Origin of the sequence: Ruegeria sp. HKCCD7559 (assembly GCF_013110575.1) — a bacterium.
Taxonomy (GTDB): domain Bacteria; phylum Pseudomonadota; class Alphaproteobacteria; order Rhodobacterales; family Rhodobacteraceae; genus Ruegeria.
The window spans coordinates 42,131-61,656 of record NZ_WVQU01000001.1 but is presented as its reverse complement, the minus strand read 5'-3'; the positions used below and the strand labels follow the sequence as shown (position 1 = coordinate 61,656).

The window sequence follows — 19,526 nt, the reverse complement described above, 5'->3', positions numbered from 1 at the left end:
TGGGCGCAGTCTAGCAATGAAAGGGCAAAAGGCCATGCCTCTTGAAATCGTTACAATCCCGTGCCTGAGCGACAATTACGCCTTTCTGACGCATGACGCCGTCACTGGCCAGACCGCCCTGATCGACGCGCCCGAGACCGCACCGGTCCTGAAGGCGTTGGATGACCGGGGGTGGACGCTGTCACATGTGCTGTTGACCCATCATCACTGGGATCACGTGGACGGGCTTGCGGGGATATTGGCCAAACAACCGGCAAAGGTCATCGGAGCCGCCGCTGACGCAAACCGCCTGCCACCGATGGATCAGCAGGTCAAAGAGGGCGACAGTTTCGAGATAGGCGGCGAACCGGCGCAGGTTCTGGACGTTTCCGGGCATACGGATGGCCATATCGCGTTTTACATGCCGCAGAGTTCCGCCGTGTTCACCGCCGACAGCCTGATGGCGCTGGGTTGTGGGCGCCTGTTCGAGGGCACACCCGCGCAAATGTGGGCCTCTTTGAACAAGCTGGCCGCCCTGCCGGACGACACTTTGGTCTGTTCAGGGCATGAATACACACAATCCAACGCCAAATTCGCGATTACAGTCGATCCCGAAAACCAAGCCTTGAAAGATCGCATTGCGGATATCGACCGCGCGCGTGCGGCCGGGAAAGCCACTGTTCCTTCGACTCTGGCCCTTGAAAAGGCCACAAATCCGTTCCTGAGGGCCACCGATCCGGCGATTCAGGCGAAATTGGGTATGGTGGGCGCTGACCCCGAGGCCGTTTTTGCCGAAATTCGGGCTAGAAAAGACCGGTTCTGATGCCTATTTGCTCCTCTTCAGGGCCACGGTCACAACAAATGTGACTGTCAAGTGAAAGAAAACCCTTGAAGCCGGGCCACGATCAACCAAACTCTAATAGTATGAGGACATGGTTGGGATGGGGTTCCGGCCAAGAAACCGCCCCCTTCTGACCCAAGACAGAGGAGCACCCGCGTGCCTTCATTCTCGAGCACACTGGAACAAGCCATACACGCGGCCCTGGCGGCTGCGAATGAACGGCGCCATGAATTCGCAACGCTGGAGCATTTGCTGCTGGCCCTTCTGGAAGAACCCGATGCCGTGCGCGTCATGAAAGCGTGCAGTGTCGATCTGGACGAGCTGCGCAGCACTTTGGTGGAGTTCATCGACGAGGATCTTTCGAATCTGGTCACGGATATCGACGGATCCGAAGCCGTACCCACCGCAGCATTCCAGCGCGTCATTCAGCGCGCCGCGATCCACGTTCAAAGCTCGGGCCGGACCGAAGTGACCGGCGCCAACGTTCTGGTCGCCATATTCGCCGAACGCGAAAGCAATGCCGCCTATTTCCTGCAAGAGCAGGACATGACCCGTTACGACGCGGTCAATTTCATCGCGCATGGCGTCGCCAAGGATCCTGCCTATGGCGAAAGCCGCTCGGTATCCGGTGCGGATCAGGTGGAAGAAGACGCCCAGACCACATCCGGCGAAGCCGAACAGAAAGAAAGCGCGCTGGGAAAATACTGCGTGGATCTGAACGCCAAGGCTCGAGCTGGCGATGTCGATCCGCTGATCGGACGCTCGGATGAGGTGGAACGCTGCATCCAGGTGCTGTGCCGCCGCCGCAAGAACAACCCGCTGCTGGTGGGGGATCCAGGTGTGGGCAAGACCGCCATCGCAGAAGGCCTTGCGCACAAGATCGTCGGTGGCGAGGCCCCCGATGTGCTGGCCAATACCACGATCTATTCCTTGGACATGGGCGCGCTGCTGGCCGGAACCCGCTATCGCGGTGATTTCGAAGAACGTCTGAAAGCGGTTGTGACCGAACTGGAGGATCACCCGGACGCGGTGTTGTTCATCGACGAAATCCATACCGTGATCGGTGCCGGGGCGACCTCGGGTGGGGCTATGGATGCCTCGAACCTGCTGAAGCCTGCGCTTCAGGGCGGCAAACTGCGCACCATGGGCTCGACCACCTACAAAGAGTTCCGTCAGCACTTCGAGAAGGACCGTGCGCTGAGCCGCCGGTTCCAGAAGATCGACGTGAACGAGCCTTCGGTAGAAGACAGCGTAAAGATCTTGCGCGGGCTGAAGCCTTATTTCGAAGAGCATCATGACATCAAATACACCGCCGATGCGATCAAGACGGCGGTCGAACTGTCGGCGCGTTACATCAACGACCGCAAGCTGCCCGACAAGGCCATCGATGTGATCGACGAGGCCGGCGCGGCGCAGCATCTGGTCGCGGAAAGCAAGCGGCGCAAGACCATTGGCGTCAAAGAGATCGAGGCGGTTGTCGCCAAGATCGCGCGCATTCCGCCCAAGAACGTCACCAAGGATGATGCGTTGGTGCTGAAAGACCTCGAAGCATCGCTGAAACGGGTGGTGTTTGGTCAGGATCTGGCAATCGAGGCGCTGTCCAGCGCGATCAAACTGGCCCGCGCCGGTCTGCGCGAACCTGAAAAACCCATCGGCAACTATCTGTTTGCCGGTCCGACGGGGGTTGGCAAGACCGAGGTGGCGAAACAGCTTGCAGATACCCTGGGTGTGGAACTGCTGCGTTTCGACATGTCGGAATACATGGAGAAACATGCCGTCAGCCGCCTGATCGGTGCCCCTCCGGGCTATGTCGGGTTTGATCAGGGTGGTTTGCTGACCGACGGTGTTGACCAGCATCCGCACTGCGTGTTGCTGCTGGATGAGATCGAAAAGGCCCACCCGGACGTGTTCAACATCCTGCTGCAGGTGATGGACCATGGCGAGTTGACCGATCACAACGGCCGCACGGTGAATTTCCGCAACGTGGTGCTGATCATGACCTCGAACGCGGGCGCGCAGGAACAGGCCAAAGCCGCCATCGGCTTCGGTCGCGATCGGCGCGAAGGCGAAGACACGGCCGCGATCGAACGCATGTTCACACCGGAATTCCGCAACCGTCTGGATGCCGTGATCTCCTTCGCACCGCTGCCGAAAGAGGTCATTTTGCAGGTGGTCGAGAAATTCGTCCTACAGCTTGAGGCACAACTGCTGGATCGTGGCGTGACCATCGACCTGACCCCAAAAGCTGCCGAGTGGCTGGCCGACAAGGGATATGACGACAAGATGGGTGCACGCCCGCTGGGTCGTGTCATTCAGGAGCACATCAAGAAGCCGCTGGCCGAAGAGCTGTTGTTCGGCAAGCTGGCCAAGGGCGGCGTGGTTCGTGTCTCGGTCAAGAAGGGCGAACTGGATCTTGAAATTCTTGGCCCGGACCAACGGCGCATTTCAGGAGACAAACCACCTCTGTTGACGGCAGACTGACCGGAAAACAGACAACTCCTTCAAAGCCCGACGATCCCCATCGCCGGGCTTTTTCTCTGCTGGCAGCATAAAGTGCGACGGAAAAAGACTTCTGCCGCGTGTCATCTTCAATGATGAACGCAAGACAGGGATCGACACGTGAGCAAAATTTCAATTCTCTGGGGCGCCGCCTTTGCCCTATCCGCCGTTGCCGCTGTGGCAACTGCACAGCACAGGTTTCGCTATCACGACGAAACGACCGCAGAAACGCTGAGGTTGGTGCCCGCAACCGAAAACCCCGGGAAAAGCAGCGCCTCGGTGAAAGAAAAAGGCGGAAAAATCAAAGTGACGGGCAACGGCATTCCTGATCATCTGGTTGGCCGGTTTCCAAACCAAGGCAATCCGCACCAGATCGAACAGCAGAAGGTCAAGTTGAAATTGCCTGCAAATCCAACGACCAAAGGTGCAATCACGCCGCTGCAAATGGGGTGGAACTTTGGCGTGTCACTCAACGGGGTTGTGTTCGACCCGCAGGCGGCCGAGTTCTGGCATGGCGACCCCAGGTCCGGGTGGTCCTACAATGCCTTGGGTGGCGCTGTTTCCTTGGGGTTGGACGCCAATTATGCCCATGTACAGCCGAGTGGAAAGTATCACTATCACGGTGTACCGACAGGGTTGGTCAAGCTGCTGGGATGGTCACCGTCCGAGCATTCACCCTTGATCGGCTATGCCGCAGATGGTTTCCCGATATATGCCGTCACTGGCGTCGTAGGGGGCAAAGTGACCGAAATGACGTCGTCCTATCGTCTGAAACCCGGCAACCGGCCGGGTGGCGCTGCGCCGGGCGGGCGGCATGACGGCACCTTCAACGAGGACTACGTTTTTGTTCAGGGTCACGGCAATTTGGACCAATGCAACGGCGCCTTCACCGTTTCAGCAGAATACCCTTCAGGAACCTATGCGTATTTTCTGACCGAAGATTACCCCGTGGTACCCCGCTGCTTCATGGGCACTCCGGATCAAAGCTTTCGCTTTGGCAGACGGTAATCGGTTTGACCCCATCACGCAGATTACCGAGGCAAGAGGCAAGGTTTGCTATCTTTCCGTGAGTTTCAGCTCGATCCGGCGGTTCTGTGCCCGCGCCTCGGGCGTGTCAGCCGGATTGACCGGCTGGAATTCACCAAACCCGTTTGCCGCCAGACGATTGGGTGGGATGCCCAGCGCGTCGACCATATAGCGCACAACAGACAACGCGCGACCCTGGCTGAGTTCCCAGTTGTCCCGGTATCGGCCCGAACCGGCCAGCGGAACGTTGTCGGTATGGCCGTCGACCCGGATCACCCAGTTCAGACCGGGCGGAATTTCAGCGGCGACACTGCGCAGGATGTTCGCAACTTTCGCAACCTCCTGCTGCCCTTCCGCGGACAGCACGGCTGATCCTGTCGGAAACAAAACCTCGGATGAAAAGACAAAGCGGTCACCTTCAATCCGCACACCTTCCTGATCGCCAAGGACATCCCGGAGACGTCCAAAAAATTCCGAACGATAGCGTTGCAGATCTTCCGCCTGCGCTGCCAGTTCCTCATTTTGACCGGCCAGTGCTTCGGCCTCGGCCTCGAGACGCAGGCGCTCGGCTTCTTCCAGCAGGCGGCGGCGGCGTTCTTCCGAAGCGGCACGGGCCAGCGCGGCATTCAGGTCCTGACCCAAAGTCTGGATTTGGATCTCGGCGGCCTCGTTGCGCTCTTCGAAATCGTCCAGCAGGGCCTGCAAGGACCCCAACTGCCCGCGCAGCGCGGCAATCTGCTGGTTGAGAAGAGCCGCCTCACGCTGGGCCTCGGCTGAGATTTCTTTCTCTTCCGACAATGTCGATTCTGCCAGAGCCAGCAAAGCCTGCCTTTGTTCGGCCAGGGTGCGTTGTTCATCAGCATCCGCCTGCGCTTGCGTTTGCGCCTCCAGGGCGGCTTCAAGTTCGGCGCGCAATTCATCAGGATTCACGTCGCCGAATTGTCGCTCAAGCTCGGCCCGCGCGGCTTGCGCGGCGGCCAGAAGGGTCAGCGTATCTTCGGCCTCTTTGCGTTGTGCCTCCAACGCGAGCGTCATGGCCGTCAGCTCGGCATCCGCATCCTGAAGGCGGTTTCGCAATGCCTCGGCAGCAGCGGCTTCGGCCAGGCGGGCGGCTTCTTCATCGCTCAGTTGCTGTTCAAGGGTAGCGATTTCCGCCGCGCGTTCATCGCCGCTTTGCTCCAGATCCGCAACCAATGCTTCCAGTGCCTCGCGGCGGGCGGCTGCCAATCGGGCAGCTTCCGTCTGCGCATCGATTTCCTCGCGACTTTGTGCAAGGGCAAGGTTCAGCGCCTCTTGTTCCGTCAGCAATTGCTCGCGCTCAGTCTCAAGCGCTGCGATGTCGCCCAAAGCCTGTTCTTGCTCGGCAAGCAGCGCCGCAACCTGTGCTTCGAAATTCGTGATACGGGTCTGCGCCTGATCCAACGCGGCGGCCTGACGGTCGCGTTCGGTGGTCAGAGAGGCGATCAGCGACTGCGCTTGCGCCAGATCGTCTTCGGCCTGCGACAGCGTCGTGTTCAACGCACCCAGCCTTGCCTGCAAGCGGCTGTTTTCACGCTCTTCCAAACCCAGCGCGCCCGCAAGCGCAGCAACCTCGTCTGCCAGCGTCGTCAGTTCGTCTTCCTGACCCGAAATGGTTTCGCGCAGAACGAACTGAATCACCATGAAGATGGTCAAAACGAATGTCAGCACCATCAGCAGCCCGGTCATCGCGTCCACGAATCCGGGCCAGACCGAGCCCTGGAAGCGTTGACCGGTGCGGCGGGACAGCGCCATGGGTTACTCTCCTTCCGGCGTGGTGCGCACCGCGCCCCGCGGCAGGGTCAGGGCCTTGACCAGCAGTTCGATATCCTTGCGGAATTCGTTCATGCTTTCCTGACGACCCGCCGAAATCTCTTCGAGAATGCGCAGCAACTGCACGTCCATCGAGCGCAGGCGCATCCGGCTTTCGGCATCGATGCCATCGCCTGCACCGTGTTCGCGCATGTGGTCAAGCAACGCATCCTGCCCCAGCGCAACACGCTCCAGAGCCGAAGTGACGCTTTCGGTATTGGCCTGGCGATTGTTCATCTCGGCAATCACATCGACCAGTTGCCCCAGCTTGGCCGAAACCTCAGCCCGCTCGCTTTCCTGAGCGGCAAACAGATCCTGCAACGCATCCATCTGTTCGGACATGGCATCCAGCACAGGTGTCAGTACGGCGATCTCTGCCCCGCCCTCTTCACCGCCGGCAAATCCGACGCGGGTGATCGAGGACAGCCATTCTTCGAGCTCGCGATAAAAGCGGTTCTGCCCGTGCCCGGCAAACACTTCGAGCAGACCAACAATCAGCGATCCCGCCAAACCCAGCAGAGAGGACCCGAACGCAACGCCCATCCCCTGCAACTGCGCCTCGAGTCCGGTCATCAGGCGATTGAAGACGGCCAGCCCCTCTTCGCCTTCCTGCGGGTTCAGGCTGCGGATGGTGTCGACAATGGCTGGAACGGTTGTCGCCAGGCCAAAGAATGTACCCAGCAGACCCAAATAGATCAGAACATTGGTTATATAACGCGTGATTTCCCGTTCTTCTTCGACACGCTCGGCCACGGAGTCCAGAATGGACCGGGTTGAGGTGGAACTGATCTGTGAGCGCGCGCCTCTCTCCCGCAGCAGCGAAGCCAAAGGCGCCAGCAATTGCGGTGTACGCGCATCTTCGCGAACGACGCCCCCGACAAAGGCCTCGATCCAGCGCACGGACCCGATCAGTTGCGTAACCTGATAAAAACAAGCGAGGACGCCGATAAGAAATACGATCAGAATGAAACCATTCAGATACGGATTGGCATAGAAAACCGGCAATACGTAAGGCAGTGCCAGAAACACGCCCAGCCCGGACAAGCCGATCGCCATCAACATCAACAGAATTTGTCGAATGGGATGCGAGAAATGGGGTCTCGCGCCCTGATGTGCCTGCGCCATGCGCGTGGTTCCCGGTATTTGCCTGCTTTGCGTCGAATCTAGCGGGATTCCGCGCGTGACGCCAAGAGTTTATGCGGTGATGTCGCGCACCCGTTGCGCCAACCACTCAAGATCATGGTCACGCAGCCCGATCTCGGCCAGATGTTCTACGGTGTTGTAAAGGTATTCGTCATTCGGACCGCGCCCGCCAACCGCATGAGCGATGATCCGGGCCTGTTCCTCCAACGGCATCCCGCCGCAATACTGGACGTGGTCGGCATCGATCACATAGGTAACGGCATTAACGATTTCGCCGTTTTCCAGGTGCACATCCAGCATACGTTCAACATAGGCCGAGGAAATCAGCTCGCGCTCGCGCAGCTCGTGCAGCGTACGGTCTTCGTGACCCGCCTCGACCGCAAGGGCCAAACCGGTGCAACTTGCGTTCTCCTGTTCGTCCAGTGCCAGCACCAGGCCCGGTTTTTCTTCGGTCCCGCGGTGGTGGATCGAGCTCATGCAGAAGGAGCGGGAATAACCATGAAGTGTCGCGCGTTCACTGCGTGCCACCGGAAAGCCCGGATTCCACAGCAGCGATCCATATCCGAATACCCACATCGTCATTGCACTGGTCCTCGCCTGTTTCGGCCTATAAACATCAATTCCAAGGCGGGAAAAAGGGCCTTTCGAATGCGTATGATACGAGTGTTGATTTTTGTTTCCCTGGCATGGAGCGCCTATTGGTTCGTGGCCGGGTATGGCCTGCGCTCTGCGATCACTGGCTGGTTCGAACAGCAGGAGGCGCGCGGCTGGCAAGCGGATTTCTCGAATGTCGCGACAGCGGGCTATCCGACCCACCACATGACCCGTCTGAACAATCCGGCGCTGGCGGATCCGGTGAACGGCACGGCATGGAGCGCGGATTGGATCGAATTCAAAAGCCCCGCCATCTGGCCCGGCCGTCAGATATTGCGGTTCGCGGACACACCGCAACGCCTGTCATATTTCGACCAGACATCAACAATCGTGGCCGACGAATTGCTGGCCGAGCTGCAATTGCAGCCCGGCGTCTCACTCGTGCTGGAGAAAATGGCTTTGACGGCCGAGGCCTGGTCGGTGACGGAAAACTCCACCACGCTGGCCTCGGGCGACACGCTGAGCCTGATCATGGAACAAACGCCAATTTCAGAAGCCTATTCCATCACGGCCCGCGCGGATGGGTTTACACCGGGGGAAAAACTGCGGGCCCTGATGCATTCCGCAAGTTCATTACCGCAAAGCTTTGAGACGCTGGAACTGGATATGGTCACCACTTTCGACAAGGTTTGGAGCCGGTCCGCCCTCGAAGACAGCCGTCCGCAGCCCGTGGCCATCGATCTGCGTCTGGCCGAGATCAAATGGGGTGAGCTGCGCCTGTTCGCGACCGGCGATCTGGATGTGGACGCCCAAGGTATCCCGACCGGAGAGATTGCCGTCAAAGCCGAAAACTGGCGGGATATGATCGCAATGGCAAACGCGGCGGGTGCCCTGCCCGATCAGGCCGTTGATCCCGTCACCCGAGGGCTGAACTTTCTGGCAGGGCTGGGCGGAAACCCCAACGCGCTGGATCTGCAACTGAATTTCCGCGATGGTTTCGTGGCGCTCGGGCCATTGCCTTTGGGCCCTGCCCCGCGCCTGATCCTGCGTTAACGGCAGTAAGGTCCGCTGCGATAGCGGGCCGTATCAAGGTGGAAATGATCCTTGTGATAGCGATCGGAATTCGGCCCCAGCACGGTACCAAACGGGCCGCACGCCCCGCGCCAGATCTTCTTGAGCTGTTTCTGAGACGGGTTCTTGCGCCACCCGTTCAGGACGGTCACCACCTCACCGTCAGCCATTTTGAAACCTGAGATATCGATCGCACGACCCTTACCATGTTCGGATATCCGCGCACCTTTGCGGTTGTTGCGGGTTCGGCAGGCATAATGGGCGGCGATTTGCAGCTCGACCACGGGCCCGCGGCGTTTGAAGGTGGGTTTGACGGTCTTGTCGACCCACTTGTTCAACGCAATGGCGGTGCCGCAATCCATCGTCGAGGGGCGGCTGAGCATCACACCCGAAACCGAGGTGATCTGCACCGCATCCTTGACACCACAGGCTGAATTCTTGCTGCCCACACGGCCAACAGGTTTGCCTTGAATGGCAATATCCCCGCAAACAGACCCTTTGCGCAGCTTGCGCCTTTTGAACAACACCTGCTGCTCGACAGACTCGGGTCGCAAATAAGGCATCAAGGATGTGTCCGGCCCCAGAAGTGGCAGCTCCGACGGGCGCGCCGCCGCAGCCGTGACTTGCGGCGAAACCGGACGCGAAACCGGACGCAGGTTGGCAATGTCAGAAGGGGCAGGCGCGCTGACAGCCTGCTGAACAGTCAAAGGGCGCATGAGGGGCACCAAAGACTGGTCAAGGGGCGCGGCATGAACCGGCGCGGCGCTCAAAGCCACGACCCCGATCAGAATATGCCCCCAGCGCAGTCTCATGAACTTGCCTTTCCCCGCCCAAAGTCCGGCGCATCCGTATCCTGCCCGGCATCGATGATGCCGCGACGAATAGCACGGGTGCGGGTGAAGTAGTCAAACAAATGATCGCCGTCGCCAGTGCGTATGGCGCGTTGCAGGGCAAAAAGCTCTTCGGTGAACCGGCCCAGGATTTCCAGCGTCGCATCCTTGTTGGACAGGAACACATCCCGCCACATGATCGGGTCGGACGCGGCAATCCGGGTGAAGTCGCGGAAGCCGGCGGCCGAATATTTGATGACTTCGCTGTCGGTTACCCGTCGCAGATCGTCGGCCACGCCAACCATCGTGTAGGCAATCAGGTGCGGCGCATGGGACGTTACGGCGAGGACCAGATCGTGGTGATCCGCATCCATCTCATCGACATTCGACCCCATGCCCTCCCAGAGCGCGCGCAGACGGGCAATGGCATCCGGGTCCGAACCCTCGACCGGGACCAACAGGCACCAGCGATTGTCAAACAGTTCGGCAAACCCGGATTCAGGGCCGGAATGCTCGGTCCCTGCCAAGGGATGCGCGGGAACGAAATGCACTCCGTCGGGGATATGAGGCTGTACCGCCCGAATGACGCCCCGCTTGACCGAACCCACATCCGTAACGGTGGCACCGGGTTTCAGCACGGGTGCAATTTCTTCTGCAACTGCGCCCATAGCCCCCACAGGCACGCAGAGCACGACAAGATCGGCGCCTTCAACCGCCTCGCGTGCCGTGTCGCAAACACGGTCACACAATCCGATCCTGCGCGCGGTTTCACGGGACTTTTCAGACCGGGCATAACCCGTCACTTCCCCGGCCAGCCCTGCACGTTTCATCGCCCAGAACATGGACGAAGCAATCAGGCCCAGCCCGATCAGCGCAACGCGGTCGTAAATCTGGCTCATGCTGCGCCCTCTTTGAATGCAGTGATCGCCGCAACCACACGGCGGCAGGCTTCTTCGTCGCCCACGGTGATCCGCAAGGCGTTCGGCAGGTTGTAGCCTGCAACCCGGCGGACAATCAAACCCTGCGTTTTCAGGTAGTCATCGCAGGCCTCGGCCTCGGCCTGATCGGCAAAACGCGTTAGGATGAAGTTGGTGCAGGACGGGTCCGACGGCACGCCTGTCTTGGCCAATTGATCGGCCAGCCACACACGAAGGCGCGCGTTTTCGGCCTGACAGAAGGTCAGGAATTCCACATCGTTTACCGCAGCTTCAGCCGCCGCCAATGCGGTCATTGACAGGTTGAAGGGCTGGCGCACCCGGTTCAGCACGTCGATGATCGGGCGGTGCGCATAGCCCCATCCGACACGCATACCGCCCAGCCCGTACACTTTTGAGAAGGTGCGCGTCATGATTACATTCTCATGGGCGTCAACCAGCGACGCCCCGCCATCGAACCCATCGACAAACTCCGCATAAGCGCCATCAAGAACCATCAGGCAGGTGTCGGGCAGACCCAGCGCCAGACGTTCCAGTTCGTCGTTCGGGATCATGGTCGAAGTTGGATTTCCGGGGTTGGTGACAAACACGATCCGCGTCTGCCCCGTTACCGCGGCGAGAATGGCATCCACATCCACCTTGCGGTCACGTTCGGCCACCATGACCGGCGTCGCGCCGGCCATGCGGGCGATGATCGGGTACATGGAAAACCCGTGCTCGGTATAGATCACCTCGTCCCCCGGCCCCGCGTAGGCCTGGGCGACGAATTGCAATACCTCGTCGCTGCCGACACCGCAGATGATCCGCGCCGGGTCCAGCCCATGGCGTGCGCCGATGGCCGCGCGCAGGCTCGCGTGGTCGGTGCTGGGATAACGATGCAGAGTGGCCGCGCTGTCGCGCACCGCCTCTATGGCCTTGGGGCTGGGTCCAAACGGGTTCTCGTTCGAGCTCAGCTTGATCACATGCTCCACTCCCGCCACATACGACTGACCGCCCTGATACAGCGCGATGTCCATAATGCCGGGTTGTGGGGTGATCTTGGTCATGAGAGGCTCCGTTGAATGGGCCTCTCATACCTGTCTCAAAGGGTTGAGAAAAGCGGCAATTCCCTCATGCGGCCTTGAAGCGCGCTGTTGCCGGGTCAGCGTTGTAGTAAGGCGTGAATTCTTCGGTCCGGTGCGACAGGTCATTGACGCTGTCGATGATGAACTGAACCGTCTCTTCGCTCATCAGATATGAGAAATTCAGGCGCACCCAGCCGGGTTTTTTCATTTCTTCCCCAGCGGACAAGGCAGCGTGCAGCGCCTCTGACGTTGCCTGATCGATCCCCAGCAAGCGGTGGGCGTAGGGTCCGGCACAGGCACAGCCGCCCCGCGCCTGAATGCCGTAGATATCGCTGAGCATCCGCGTAAACAGCTGCTGGTGCACGGGCTGGCCCGCATTGTCGCTCACCAGGAAGGAAAAGATCGGCAGACGGTGCGCTTTTTCGACCCCAAGCAGGGTCAGGTTCGGGTTGTTCTTCCAGCCGTCCAGCGCCATTTGATTGTACTGCGCTTCACGCCGGGCGATTTCGTCCGTTCCGACGACATCCTTGACGATGAAGGCCAGCGCCGCACGAATGTCTCCGATCACGTTGGGCGTCCCGGCCTCTTCCCGGGTGGACAGATCGGTGCTGTAGTCATGCCGCCACGGTGAAACGAAACTTACGGTTCCACCGCCGGGCCAGCTGGGGCACGTCCGTTTAACGGCCGATTGGTTCACCACCAAAACGCCTGATGCGCCCGGGCCACCGGGAAACTTGTGCGGCGAAACCACGATCGCATCCTTGCGGGCCCCTTCGGACCCCATGTCCATCGGCAGATAAGGCCCACCACCGGCATAGTCCCAAACGGCCAAGGCACCATACGCCTTGAGCATCCGCGTGACCGGATCAGGATCGGTGACAATGCCCGTTACGTTGGACGCGGCAGAAAACGATCCGACCACCAAATCGGCATCCACATGGGCCTCCAGCGCGGCTTTCAGCGCATGCAGGTCCACGCCACCGCCCTCGGCCTCGGGGATTTCGATGACACATGCCTTGCTTTCGCGCCACGGCAGAATGTTTGAGTGATGTTCATACGGTCCGATCAAGACAATCGGCTGGTCAGCCTCTGCCACCCCTAGCAGGCTGACCAACCGATTGAGCCCCGCAGTGGCGCCGGACCCGGTAAAGATCACCGCGTCCTCTTCCCGAGCACCAACAATGCGGGCTATTTCCGCCCGCGCTTCGCGGCGCAGACGTGTCATGTAGGACCCACAGTAGGAGGCCTCGGTGTGACTGTTTGCGTAAAACGGCAAAACGTCCTGCGCCACAAAATCCTCGACCTGCCGCAACGCGCGGCCCGAAGCGACGTAATCCGCATAGACAAGCGGCACGTCTCCAAGCAGACCCGGGATCAGAACGTTCTCGCCGATCAGCCCATCGCGCAGATTTGAATTGTGAGCGGTGGAACAGAGTTCCGCACGGAATTTGGACAGGGTCATGGCATTGGCTCCTTACTGCCATACCAATGTGATATTTCTGGCCCGAGGAAACTTCACATATCTTTGCGTGGATTTTTGAATTTTTGTGTCATATGATCAGTTATGGCATCAAAAATAGATCAAATTGATACACGCATACTGAAAGAGCTGCAAAAGGACGCCACCCTGTCACAGCGGGAATTGGCGGATCGGGTTGGCCTGTCCCAGAATGCCTGCTGGCGGCGCTTGAAGGCCCTGAACGAAAACGGTGTGCTGATCGGATCCACGGCCCGCATCGCACGAGAAGAACTGGGGTTGAGCCTTGTGGTCTTCGTCATGCTCCGCACCCGACACCACTCTGCCCAGTGGCTTCAGGCGTTTCGGAGCCATGTTCTGACAATCCCGGAAGTCGTGGATTTTCATCGGATCGGAGGGGATTACGACTATCAGCTGAAAGTCGTAACGCAGGACATGTCGTCATATGACAAGGTCTATCAACGATTGATCGAAAAGGTCGAGCTGGACAGCGTGACCTCGTATTTCGCGATGGAAGCGATCGCCGAAGGCAGGCCCCTGCCGATCTGACACGCACTTCATTTGCCCAAAAACACCCTAAGGAGTCGCAGGCAATGTCGCGATGACGGCTGCGCCATGGGCAAACCAAAAAAAAGACCGCGCAAAAGCGCGGCCTTTCGGAATTCGATTTCGGCGAAGATCAGTTCTTCGCGTAGAATTCGACGACCAGGTTCGGTTCCATGACGACCGGGTAAGGCACATCGCTGAGGCCCGGCGCGCGCACGAACGTCGCGGTCATTTTCGAGTGATCGGCGTCGATGTAGTCAGGAACGTCACGCTCGGCCAGTGCGACGGCTTCCAGGACAACAGCCAGTTGTTTGGATTTGTCACGCACCTCGATCACGTCACCTTCTTTGACGCGGTAGGACGGGATGTTGACACGCTTGCCGTTCACTTTGACGTGGCCGTGGTTCACGAACTGGCGCGCGGCAAAAACAGTTGCGACAAACTTGGCGCGGTAGACCACAGCGTCCAGGCGGCGTTCCAGCAGGCCGATCAGGTTCTCACCAGTGTCGCCCTTTACACGCTCGGCTTCAGCGTAGATGCGGCGGAACTGCTTCTCGGTCAGGTCGCCGTAGTAGCCTTTCAGCTTCTGCTTGGCGCGCAGTTGCAGACCGAAGTCAGACAGTTTGCCCTTGCGGCGCTGGCCATGCTGGCCGGGGCCGTATTCGCGACGGTTGACTGGGGATTTCGGACGACCCCAGATGTTTTCGCCCATCCGGCGGTCGATTTTGTACTTGGCAGACGTGCGTTTGGTCACGGCTGATCTCCTTCGTTAGGTCGAAGCCCTGACGGGCCACTATGAAGGGCGTTGTCCTCTTGAGGTCTCCCCCATGACAGGCATCCCCTTGCGGGGGCCACCAACACCAATGAAGCCGCGCTTATATCCGCAATGCTGGCGGAGTCAACACAACATCCCGCAAAATTCAGAAAAACGATCAGGGCAGACAACCAGCGGACCGGGCTCCGCACCCAAACCGCCAGGCGGCGGCTTGAAGTCCTAGTTTGAGGTCGGGAAAGAAACTACCGTCGCGCCGCTTTTCGCGGCGGGGTTTGGGATCATCGCAAGCTCGGTCACTTCGACAATCCAGAACTCTTCGTCCCGTGGCGGGCAAGCGCCTTCGAACACAAGAGCCCGCGACGTATCGTTGCCATCGGCAACAAGCTTGGCAGAGAACTTCTGCGCACCGTTGGTAAGGGTAAGGGTTCCGGTCACATCGCCCGAAATCTCGCGGACAATAGGAAAGTGGCTGGTCACCGGGCTGGAAACGCCCCCGACATTTCCGATTTTTCCGATGCTTTGCTCGGCAGTCTCACTCATGACGATTGCTTGTCCACGCCATGACCATGCTGCTCCGACCGTCATACAGGAAAGGGGCGCGTCTTCTAGCCCATCAATTTCCGTCTGACACCAAGTAATAGCTATTTGACCGTTTGTTCCGGCTCTCATCTGCCCACTCGCACTTACCAACACCCCAACACTCAATTTTTTCCTTATCAGCACAAATTCCGGCGGAAAAGAGACAGAACTGTAGCAAACCCAAGATTGTTGTTAATGTGACTCAATTTTTGGCGCTGTTCGTCAGGGGCGCCGGCCCGTCGATGACGGTTGTGACCAGCGATGGCCGAAACCAATACCAAATAAACCTGATGGCATTGAACGAACTGATGTGCAGGTATCAATTCTTCTTCATCGCCCAAAGGTACGGAACACTATCCCGACAACCGCAAGCGTGACGCTCAGAGAAATGGGGGCAGCGTTCCGGATTTCCGTCAGCCGCGGGCCCAAGAACGGTGTCCTGAGCAAAGGCTCTCATCAAATCATGTTGAAAAAACATACTGATCCTGAGCGATAACGGGCTGAAGGGCCTTTGTTTGAGGCAATTTTCAATCGGCGCAAGAAATTCATCCACGTCACCCTCGGGGTGCCGGGATCACCGGTACGCTACTGCCAACGGAAGCCTGACTCCGACAGTTGTCTTTGAACCCGCCCGGGATAGTCGGATACGATTGCGTCCACTCCCAGATCGATCATCCTGCCGATATCTTCGTGTTCATTGACTGTCCACACGACGACGCACAGGCCCAGCTCTTTTGCGCGCTTGACGTTTTCGGGTGTTACATCCGCAAAGTACGGGCACCAAAGCGAACCGCCAGCCTGCTTTACCAAGTTTGGAATTTCGTCGCGACGGCCACGAAAGTCCGGGCAAACGGATTTTGAGGAATCCTCGCCAACATCGTCGGCATTATCCGGAAGTTGCGTTAGGTAGGATGAAGGTATTTCCGGAGCTTGCCTCTGACACTCCGCCAACAGGTTCCAATCAAAACTGTGAAGCACCGCGCGCGAAGATAAACCCTTGCCGCGAACATCCCGAAGTACTCTGCGGACAAAGTTTTCCCGGTAAAGCGCATCATGGGCCACGTCGGGGTCCGACTTCAGCTCGAGCATCAAATGGGCATCACTGTAATTCGGGTCATTGACCAAATCGAGCAGATCCAACAGCCTTGGAACACGAACATCGTCTATTTGCGCCTGATCCGGGAAGCGTTGGCCATAGGCGGAATGGCCGTCCAGACGCCCAATATCGAATTGTCGGATCTGTTCGTAAGTCAGCGAGGAAACTTTTGGCTCTTCCCCGGTCAGAAACAGGCCATTGCAATCACGGAAACTGGCCGAATGCAGACGATGATTGTGCGTAATGACCGGCACATCATCGGCTGTCAGGACAACGTCAAATTCAAGAAGCGGGACGCCGATGGAAAGTGAAAAGTCGAAGCCGATCATGCTGTTTTCAGGCAACACGCCCCGTGCCCCTCGATGCCCCACGACCCGGATCAGGTTCTCCCCGCCGCGAAAGGCCTCAACCTGTTGAGACGCCATCAGCCTTCCAGCCTTTTGCCTGTCGCGTGGTCAAACAAATGCATGTTCTCAGGTGCCACCGAGAACCGCATAATCGGATGGCGTCCTTCGATCGGGTGGACACCGGGAAGGCTTGCCGTGATCGCGCTTTCAGAGCCCGACAGGTGACCGTGCAGCAACGTGTTGGCCCCAAGCGGTTCAGCCATCTGAATCGCGGCTTCAAGCGGGCCGTTGTCATCCGACAACAGGTGCTCCGGTCTTATGCCAAGCTTCACGGCGCAGTCCGGACCCCCAGAGGGGCCGACTTCGATTTCTCCGATCTTGACCGCCCCGTTTTGGCGCCGTGCTTCGAATATGTTCATTGCCGGGCTGCCGATGAATTGCGCGGCAAACAGCGTTTGTGGAGTTTCATAGACCTCGAGCGGCGTGCCTATCTGTTCGGCGATGCCGCCGTTCATCACGATCATCCTGTCCGCCATCGTCATTGCTTCGACCTGGTCATGCGTGACGTAAAGTGACGTGATCCCAAGTTTTTCCTGAAGTTCGCGTATTTCCAGACGCATCTGAACACGAAGCTTGGCATCCAGGTTCGAGAGCGGCTCGTCAAACAGGAAAACAGCGGGCTCGCGGACAATGGCCCGGCCCATCGCGACCCTCTGGCGCTGACCGCCGGACAATTGCCTGGGCTTGCGATCCAGCAAAGGTTCAAGCTGCAACAGCTTAGCCGCCTGGGTCACCTTTTGATCGATCTGAGCCTTGGGCAGCCCCGCGATCTTCAGGCCATACCCCATGTTCTGACGCACGGACATATGTGGATAGAGCGCGTAGTTCTGGAACACCATGGCGATGTCGCGATCCATGGGCTCTTTGTCATTGGCGCGTTCACCGCCGATCCGGATTTCCCCGGACGTGACCGTTTCCAGCCCCGCCACCATCCGCAACAATGTGGACTTGCCGCAGCCTGACGGGCCGACGATCACGATGAACTCTCCATCGGCGATATCGACATCAACGCCGTGGATCACATCCGTCGGGCCAAAGCTCTTTTTGACATTCTCTAGGGTAACTGTTGCCATTTCTTACTTCTCGCTATCGACAAGGCCACGGACAAAGAGCTTTTGCATCGACACCACCACGATGACCGGTGGGATCATCGCCAGAATGGACGTCGCCATGATCGTCGGCCAATGCGCAAAGTCGTCACCGGACGGGAACATCTGCTTGATACCCATCACGATGGTATTCATTTCGGGATCGGTCGTGATCAGCAGCGGCCAAAGATATTGGTTCCACCCATAGATGAACAGGATCACGAACAGTGCGGCGATGTTGGTCCTGCTCATGGGGACGACGATATCGATGAAAAACCGCATCGGTCGCGCGCCGTCGACCCGGGCTGCCTCGGCAAGCTCATCGGGGATGGTCAGAAAGAACTGACGGAACAGGAAGGTTGCCGTGGCCGAGGCAATCAGGGGAAAGATCAGCCCGTAATAGCTGTTGAGCATGCCGAACCCGGCGACAACTTCGAACGTCGGAACGATGCGGACTTCGACCGGCAGCATCAGGGTCAGGAAGATCAGCCAGAAGAACGTCGTTCGTCCGGGAAAGCGGAAATAGACAATCGCGAAAGCGGACAGCAGTGAGATGATGATTTTGCCGACTGCAATTCCGATTGCCATCACCAGACTGTTGAACAGCATCGTGGCAACGGGCACATTTACCCCCGAGAACAGCGCCGCCTTGTAGTTCACCCAGAACTGATCGCCGGGCACGACAGGCATCGGTGGCGAGACGATCTCGGCCTGGGTCACGGTCGAAGCCACGAAGGCAAGCCATATCGGGAAAAATATGATCAGGACACCGAGGATCATGAGGGCATGGGACAACCAGATGCCCGCGCCGCGTTTTTCGACCATTCCGTGCTGTTGGGCCGCCATTAGTAATGCACCCTCTTTTCCACGTATTTGAACTGGATGACCGTCAACAGGCCGACGACGATCAGCAAGATGACCGATTGCGCCGAAGACGAGCCGAGGTCCTGCCCCACAAACCCGTCCGAGAATACCTTGTAGACAAGAATTGTTGTCGACTGTTGCGGCCCGCCGCCGGTGATCGTGTGGATCACGCCAAAGGTCTCGAAGAAGGCATAAACGACGTTCACCACCAGCAAGAAGAACGCCGTCGGCGACAGCAGCGGCAGCACGATCGTGAAGAATCGGCGCCAGAAATGCGCGCCGTCAATCGCCGCCGCCTCGATCACGGATCTTGGAACGGATTGCAGGGCAGCGAAAAAGAACAGGAAGTTATAGCTTATGCGCCCCCAGGCAGAGGCAACGACCACCAGCCCCATGGCTTCGGTGCCGTTCAGAACGTGGTTCCAATCATATCCAAGCTGGCCAAGATACCATGACACGACGCCGACGCGCGTGTTGAACATGAACAGCCACAGAACGCCCGCAACCGCAGGGGCAACAGCGTAGGGCCAGATCAGCAACGTCCGATAGACCCCGGACCCTTTGATCAATCGATCCGCAATGACCGCAAGAAACAAGGCAGGGATCATCGAGCACAACGTGACCAGCGTGGAAAACACCGCCGTCGTCACGAAGGAGGCGCGATAAAACTTGTCACTCAGCAGGAATTCAAAGTTGCCGAGCCCCACGAACTGGGAGGACAGCCCGAACGGGTCAGGTATGAACAGCGACTGCCAGATGGCCTGACCGGCGGGATAGAAAAAGAAAACAGCGGAAATGATGACCTGAGGGGCGATCAACGCCAATGGCAACAGCCAGCCGCGAAAGGTGACGCGTTTTTCCATCCTGAAAACCCACCGAAGA

Annotated in this window: 18 protein-coding genes; 5 read left to right on the top strand and 13 right to left on the bottom strand. The window is 58.7% G+C overall.

Annotation, left to right across the window (positions count from 1 at the left end):
- Positions 1–34: 34 nt before the first annotated feature.
- The 3 genes from gloB (at position 35) to GS605_RS20975 (ending at position 4,327) form a co-directional block, all read left to right on the top strand.
- Positions 35–802 (top strand): hydroxyacylglutathione hydrolase, encoded by a 768-nt coding sequence (gene gloB, locus GS605_RS00305; protein ID WP_171722734.1) that lies wholly within the window; start codon positions 35–37, stop codon positions 800–802.
- A 174-nt stretch (positions 803–976) separates the two neighbouring features.
- A complete protein-coding gene (clpA, locus tag GS605_RS00300) occupies positions 977–3,301 on the top strand; it encodes an ATP-dependent Clp protease ATP-binding subunit ClpA (protein WP_171168952.1) in 2,325 nt (774 codons plus the stop codon).
- Between the two features lie 138 nt (positions 3,302–3,439).
- Complete coding sequence (locus GS605_RS20975; RefSeq protein ID WP_171722733.1) at positions 3,440–4,327, top strand: YHYH protein; 888 nt, start codon at positions 3,440–3,442, stop codon at positions 4,325–4,327.
- Between the two features lie 48 nt (positions 4,328–4,375).
- On the opposite strand, the gene GS605_RS00290 is transcribed toward GS605_RS20975, so the two are convergent.
- The 3 genes from GS605_RS00290 to GS605_RS00280 form a co-directional block, all read right to left on the bottom strand.
- Complete coding sequence (locus tag GS605_RS00290) at positions 4,376–6,118, bottom strand: peptidoglycan -binding protein (RefSeq protein WP_171722732.1); 1,743 nt, start codon at positions 6,116–6,118, stop codon at positions 4,376–4,378.
- Positions 6,119–6,121: 3 nt separating this feature from the next.
- Complete coding sequence (locus GS605_RS00285; RefSeq protein ID WP_152459020.1) at positions 6,122–7,300, bottom strand: biopolymer transporter ExbB; 1,179 nt, start codon at positions 7,298–7,300, stop codon at positions 6,122–6,124.
- 69 nt (positions 7,301–7,369) lie between these two features.
- Complete coding sequence (locus tag GS605_RS00280) at positions 7,370–7,900, bottom strand: gamma-glutamylcyclotransferase (protein WP_152459021.1); 531 nt, start codon at positions 7,898–7,900, stop codon at positions 7,370–7,372.
- A gap of 66 nt (positions 7,901–7,966) precedes the next feature.
- Between GS605_RS00280 and GS605_RS00275 the strand changes: the two genes are divergently transcribed.
- Entirely contained in the window at positions 7,967–8,965 is a 999-nt protein-coding gene (locus tag GS605_RS00275) for a DUF2125 domain-containing protein (RefSeq protein WP_171722731.1), read from the top strand.
- Here the strand turns inward: GS605_RS00275 and GS605_RS00270 are convergent.
- The 4 genes from GS605_RS00270 to GS605_RS00255 all read right to left on the bottom strand — a co-directional run bounded on the left by GS605_RS00270 (position 8,962) and on the right by GS605_RS00255 (position 13,274).
- Positions 8,962–9,795 carry an extensin family protein gene (locus GS605_RS00270; RefSeq protein ID WP_171634528.1) on the bottom strand — a complete coding sequence of 278 codons (834 nt, stop codon included), beginning with the start codon at positions 9,793–9,795 and terminating at the stop codon, positions 8,962–8,964. The two genes, GS605_RS00275 and GS605_RS00270, sit on opposite strands and share 4 nt — an antisense overlap.
- Positions 9,792–10,712, bottom strand: a complete 921-nt coding sequence (locus tag GS605_RS00265; RefSeq protein WP_171634530.1) for a prephenate/arogenate dehydrogenase family protein — start codon at positions 10,710–10,712, stop codon at positions 9,792–9,794. Before GS605_RS00265 ends, GS605_RS00270 begins: the two co-directional genes overlap by 4 nt.
- The gene (gene hisC / locus GS605_RS00260) at positions 10,709–11,794 is read right to left on the bottom strand and encodes a histidinol-phosphate transaminase (protein WP_171722730.1); all 1,086 of its coding nucleotides are present in this window, start codon (positions 11,792–11,794) and stop codon (positions 10,709–10,711) included. Before hisC ends, GS605_RS00265 begins: the two co-directional genes overlap by 4 nt.
- 64 nt (positions 11,795–11,858) lie before the next feature.
- The gene (locus tag GS605_RS00255; RefSeq protein WP_171722729.1) at positions 11,859–13,274 is read right to left on the bottom strand and encodes an aminotransferase class V-fold PLP-dependent enzyme; all 1,416 of its coding nucleotides are present in this window, start codon (positions 13,272–13,274) and stop codon (positions 11,859–11,861) included.
- A 102-nt stretch (positions 13,275–13,376) separates the two neighbouring features.
- Between GS605_RS00255 and GS605_RS00250 the strand changes: the two genes are divergently transcribed.
- Positions 13,377–13,838 carry an Lrp/AsnC family transcriptional regulator gene (locus GS605_RS00250; protein ID WP_171634539.1) on the top strand — a complete coding sequence of 154 codons (462 nt, stop codon included), beginning with the start codon at positions 13,377–13,379 and terminating at the stop codon, positions 13,836–13,838.
- 130 nt (positions 13,839–13,968) lie between these two features.
- Here GS605_RS00250 and rpsD read toward each other — a convergent pair whose 3' ends face one another.
- The 6 genes from rpsD to ugpA all read right to left on the bottom strand — a co-directional run bounded on the left by rpsD (position 13,969) and on the right by ugpA (position 19,507).
- On the bottom strand, positions 13,969–14,589 hold the full coding sequence (gene rpsD, locus GS605_RS00245; RefSeq protein WP_152459028.1) for a 30S ribosomal protein S4: 621 nt from the start codon (positions 14,587–14,589) through the stop codon (positions 13,969–13,971).
- A gap of 240 nt (positions 14,590–14,829) precedes the next feature.
- Entirely contained in the window at positions 14,830–15,150 is a 321-nt protein-coding gene (locus tag GS605_RS00240) for a hypothetical protein (protein ID WP_171722728.1), read from the bottom strand.
- Positions 15,151–15,774: 624 nt separating this feature from the next.
- Positions 15,775–16,710 (bottom strand): glycerophosphodiester phosphodiesterase family protein, encoded by a 936-nt coding sequence (locus GS605_RS00235; protein WP_171634543.1) that lies wholly within the window; start codon positions 16,708–16,710, stop codon positions 15,775–15,777.
- On the bottom strand, positions 16,710–17,765 hold the full coding sequence (locus GS605_RS00230; RefSeq protein ID WP_171722727.1) for a sn-glycerol-3-phosphate import ATP-binding protein UgpC: 1,056 nt from the start codon (positions 17,763–17,765) through the stop codon (positions 16,710–16,712). The genes GS605_RS00235 and GS605_RS00230 overlap by 1 nt, the downstream gene beginning before the upstream one ends.
- A gap of 3 nt (positions 17,766–17,768) precedes the next feature.
- Positions 17,769–18,605: a sn-glycerol-3-phosphate ABC transporter permease UgpE gene (ugpE, locus tag GS605_RS00225; protein ID WP_152459916.1), complete on the bottom strand. Its 837-nt coding sequence runs from the start codon at positions 18,603–18,605 to the stop codon at positions 17,769–17,771.
- A gap of 20 nt (positions 18,606–18,625) precedes the next feature.
- Positions 18,626–19,507: a sn-glycerol-3-phosphate ABC transporter permease UgpA gene (gene ugpA / locus GS605_RS00220; RefSeq protein WP_152459032.1), complete on the bottom strand. Its 882-nt coding sequence runs from the start codon at positions 19,505–19,507 to the stop codon at positions 18,626–18,628.
- Positions 19,508–19,526: the final 19 nt, after the last annotated feature.

What these genes read in the sequence shown, in the direction of transcription:
- gloB (WP_171722734.1), top strand. Translation starts at nt 35, where the DNA reads ATGCCTCTTGAAATCGTTACAATCCCGTGCCTGAGCGACAATTACGCC.
- GS605_RS00290 (WP_171722732.1), bottom strand. Translation starts at nt 6,118, where the DNA reads ATGGCGCTGTCCCGCCGCACCGGTCAACGCTTCCAGGGCTCGGTCTGG.
- GS605_RS00285 (WP_152459020.1), bottom strand. Translation starts at nt 7,300, where the DNA reads ATGGCGCAGGCACATCAGGGCGCGAGACCCCATTTCTCGCATCCCATT.
- GS605_RS00280 (WP_152459021.1), bottom strand. Translation starts at nt 7,900, where the DNA reads ATGACGATGTGGGTATTCGGATATGGATCGCTGCTGTGGAATCCGGGC.
- GS605_RS00275 (WP_171722731.1), top strand. Translation starts at nt 7,967, where the DNA reads ATGCGTATGATACGAGTGTTGATTTTTGTTTCCCTGGCATGGAGCGCC.
- GS605_RS00270 (WP_171634528.1), bottom strand. Translation starts at nt 9,795, where the DNA reads ATGAGACTGCGCTGGGGGCATATTCTGATCGGGGTCGTGGCTTTGAGC.
- GS605_RS00265 (WP_171634530.1), bottom strand. Translation starts at nt 10,712, where the DNA reads ATGAGCCAGATTTACGACCGCGTTGCGCTGATCGGGCTGGGCCTGATT.
- hisC (WP_171722730.1), bottom strand. Translation starts at nt 11,794, where the DNA reads ATGACCAAGATCACCCCACAACCCGGCATTATGGACATCGCGCTGTAT.
- GS605_RS00255 (WP_171722729.1), bottom strand. Translation starts at nt 13,274, where the DNA reads ATGACCCTGTCCAAATTCCGTGCGGAACTCTGTTCCACCGCTCACAAT.
- GS605_RS00250 (WP_171634539.1), top strand. Translation starts at nt 13,377, where the DNA reads ATGGCATCAAAAATAGATCAAATTGATACACGCATACTGAAAGAGCTG.
- GS605_RS00240 (WP_171722728.1), bottom strand. Translation starts at nt 15,150, where the DNA reads ATGAGTGAGACTGCCGAGCAAAGCATCGGAAAAATCGGAAATGTCGGG.
- GS605_RS00235 (WP_171634543.1), bottom strand. Translation starts at nt 16,710, where the DNA reads ATGGCGTCTCAACAGGTTGAGGCCTTTCGCGGCGGGGAGAACCTGATC.
- GS605_RS00230 (WP_171722727.1), bottom strand. Translation starts at nt 17,765, where the DNA reads ATGGCAACAGTTACCCTAGAGAATGTCAAAAAGAGCTTTGGCCCGACG.
- ugpE (WP_152459916.1), bottom strand. Translation starts at nt 18,605, where the DNA reads ATGGTCGAAAAACGCGGCGCGGGCATCTGGTTGTCCCATGCCCTCATG.
- ugpA (WP_152459032.1), bottom strand. Translation starts at nt 19,507, where the DNA reads ATGGAAAAACGCGTCACCTTTCGCGGCTGGCTGTTGCCATTGGCGTTG.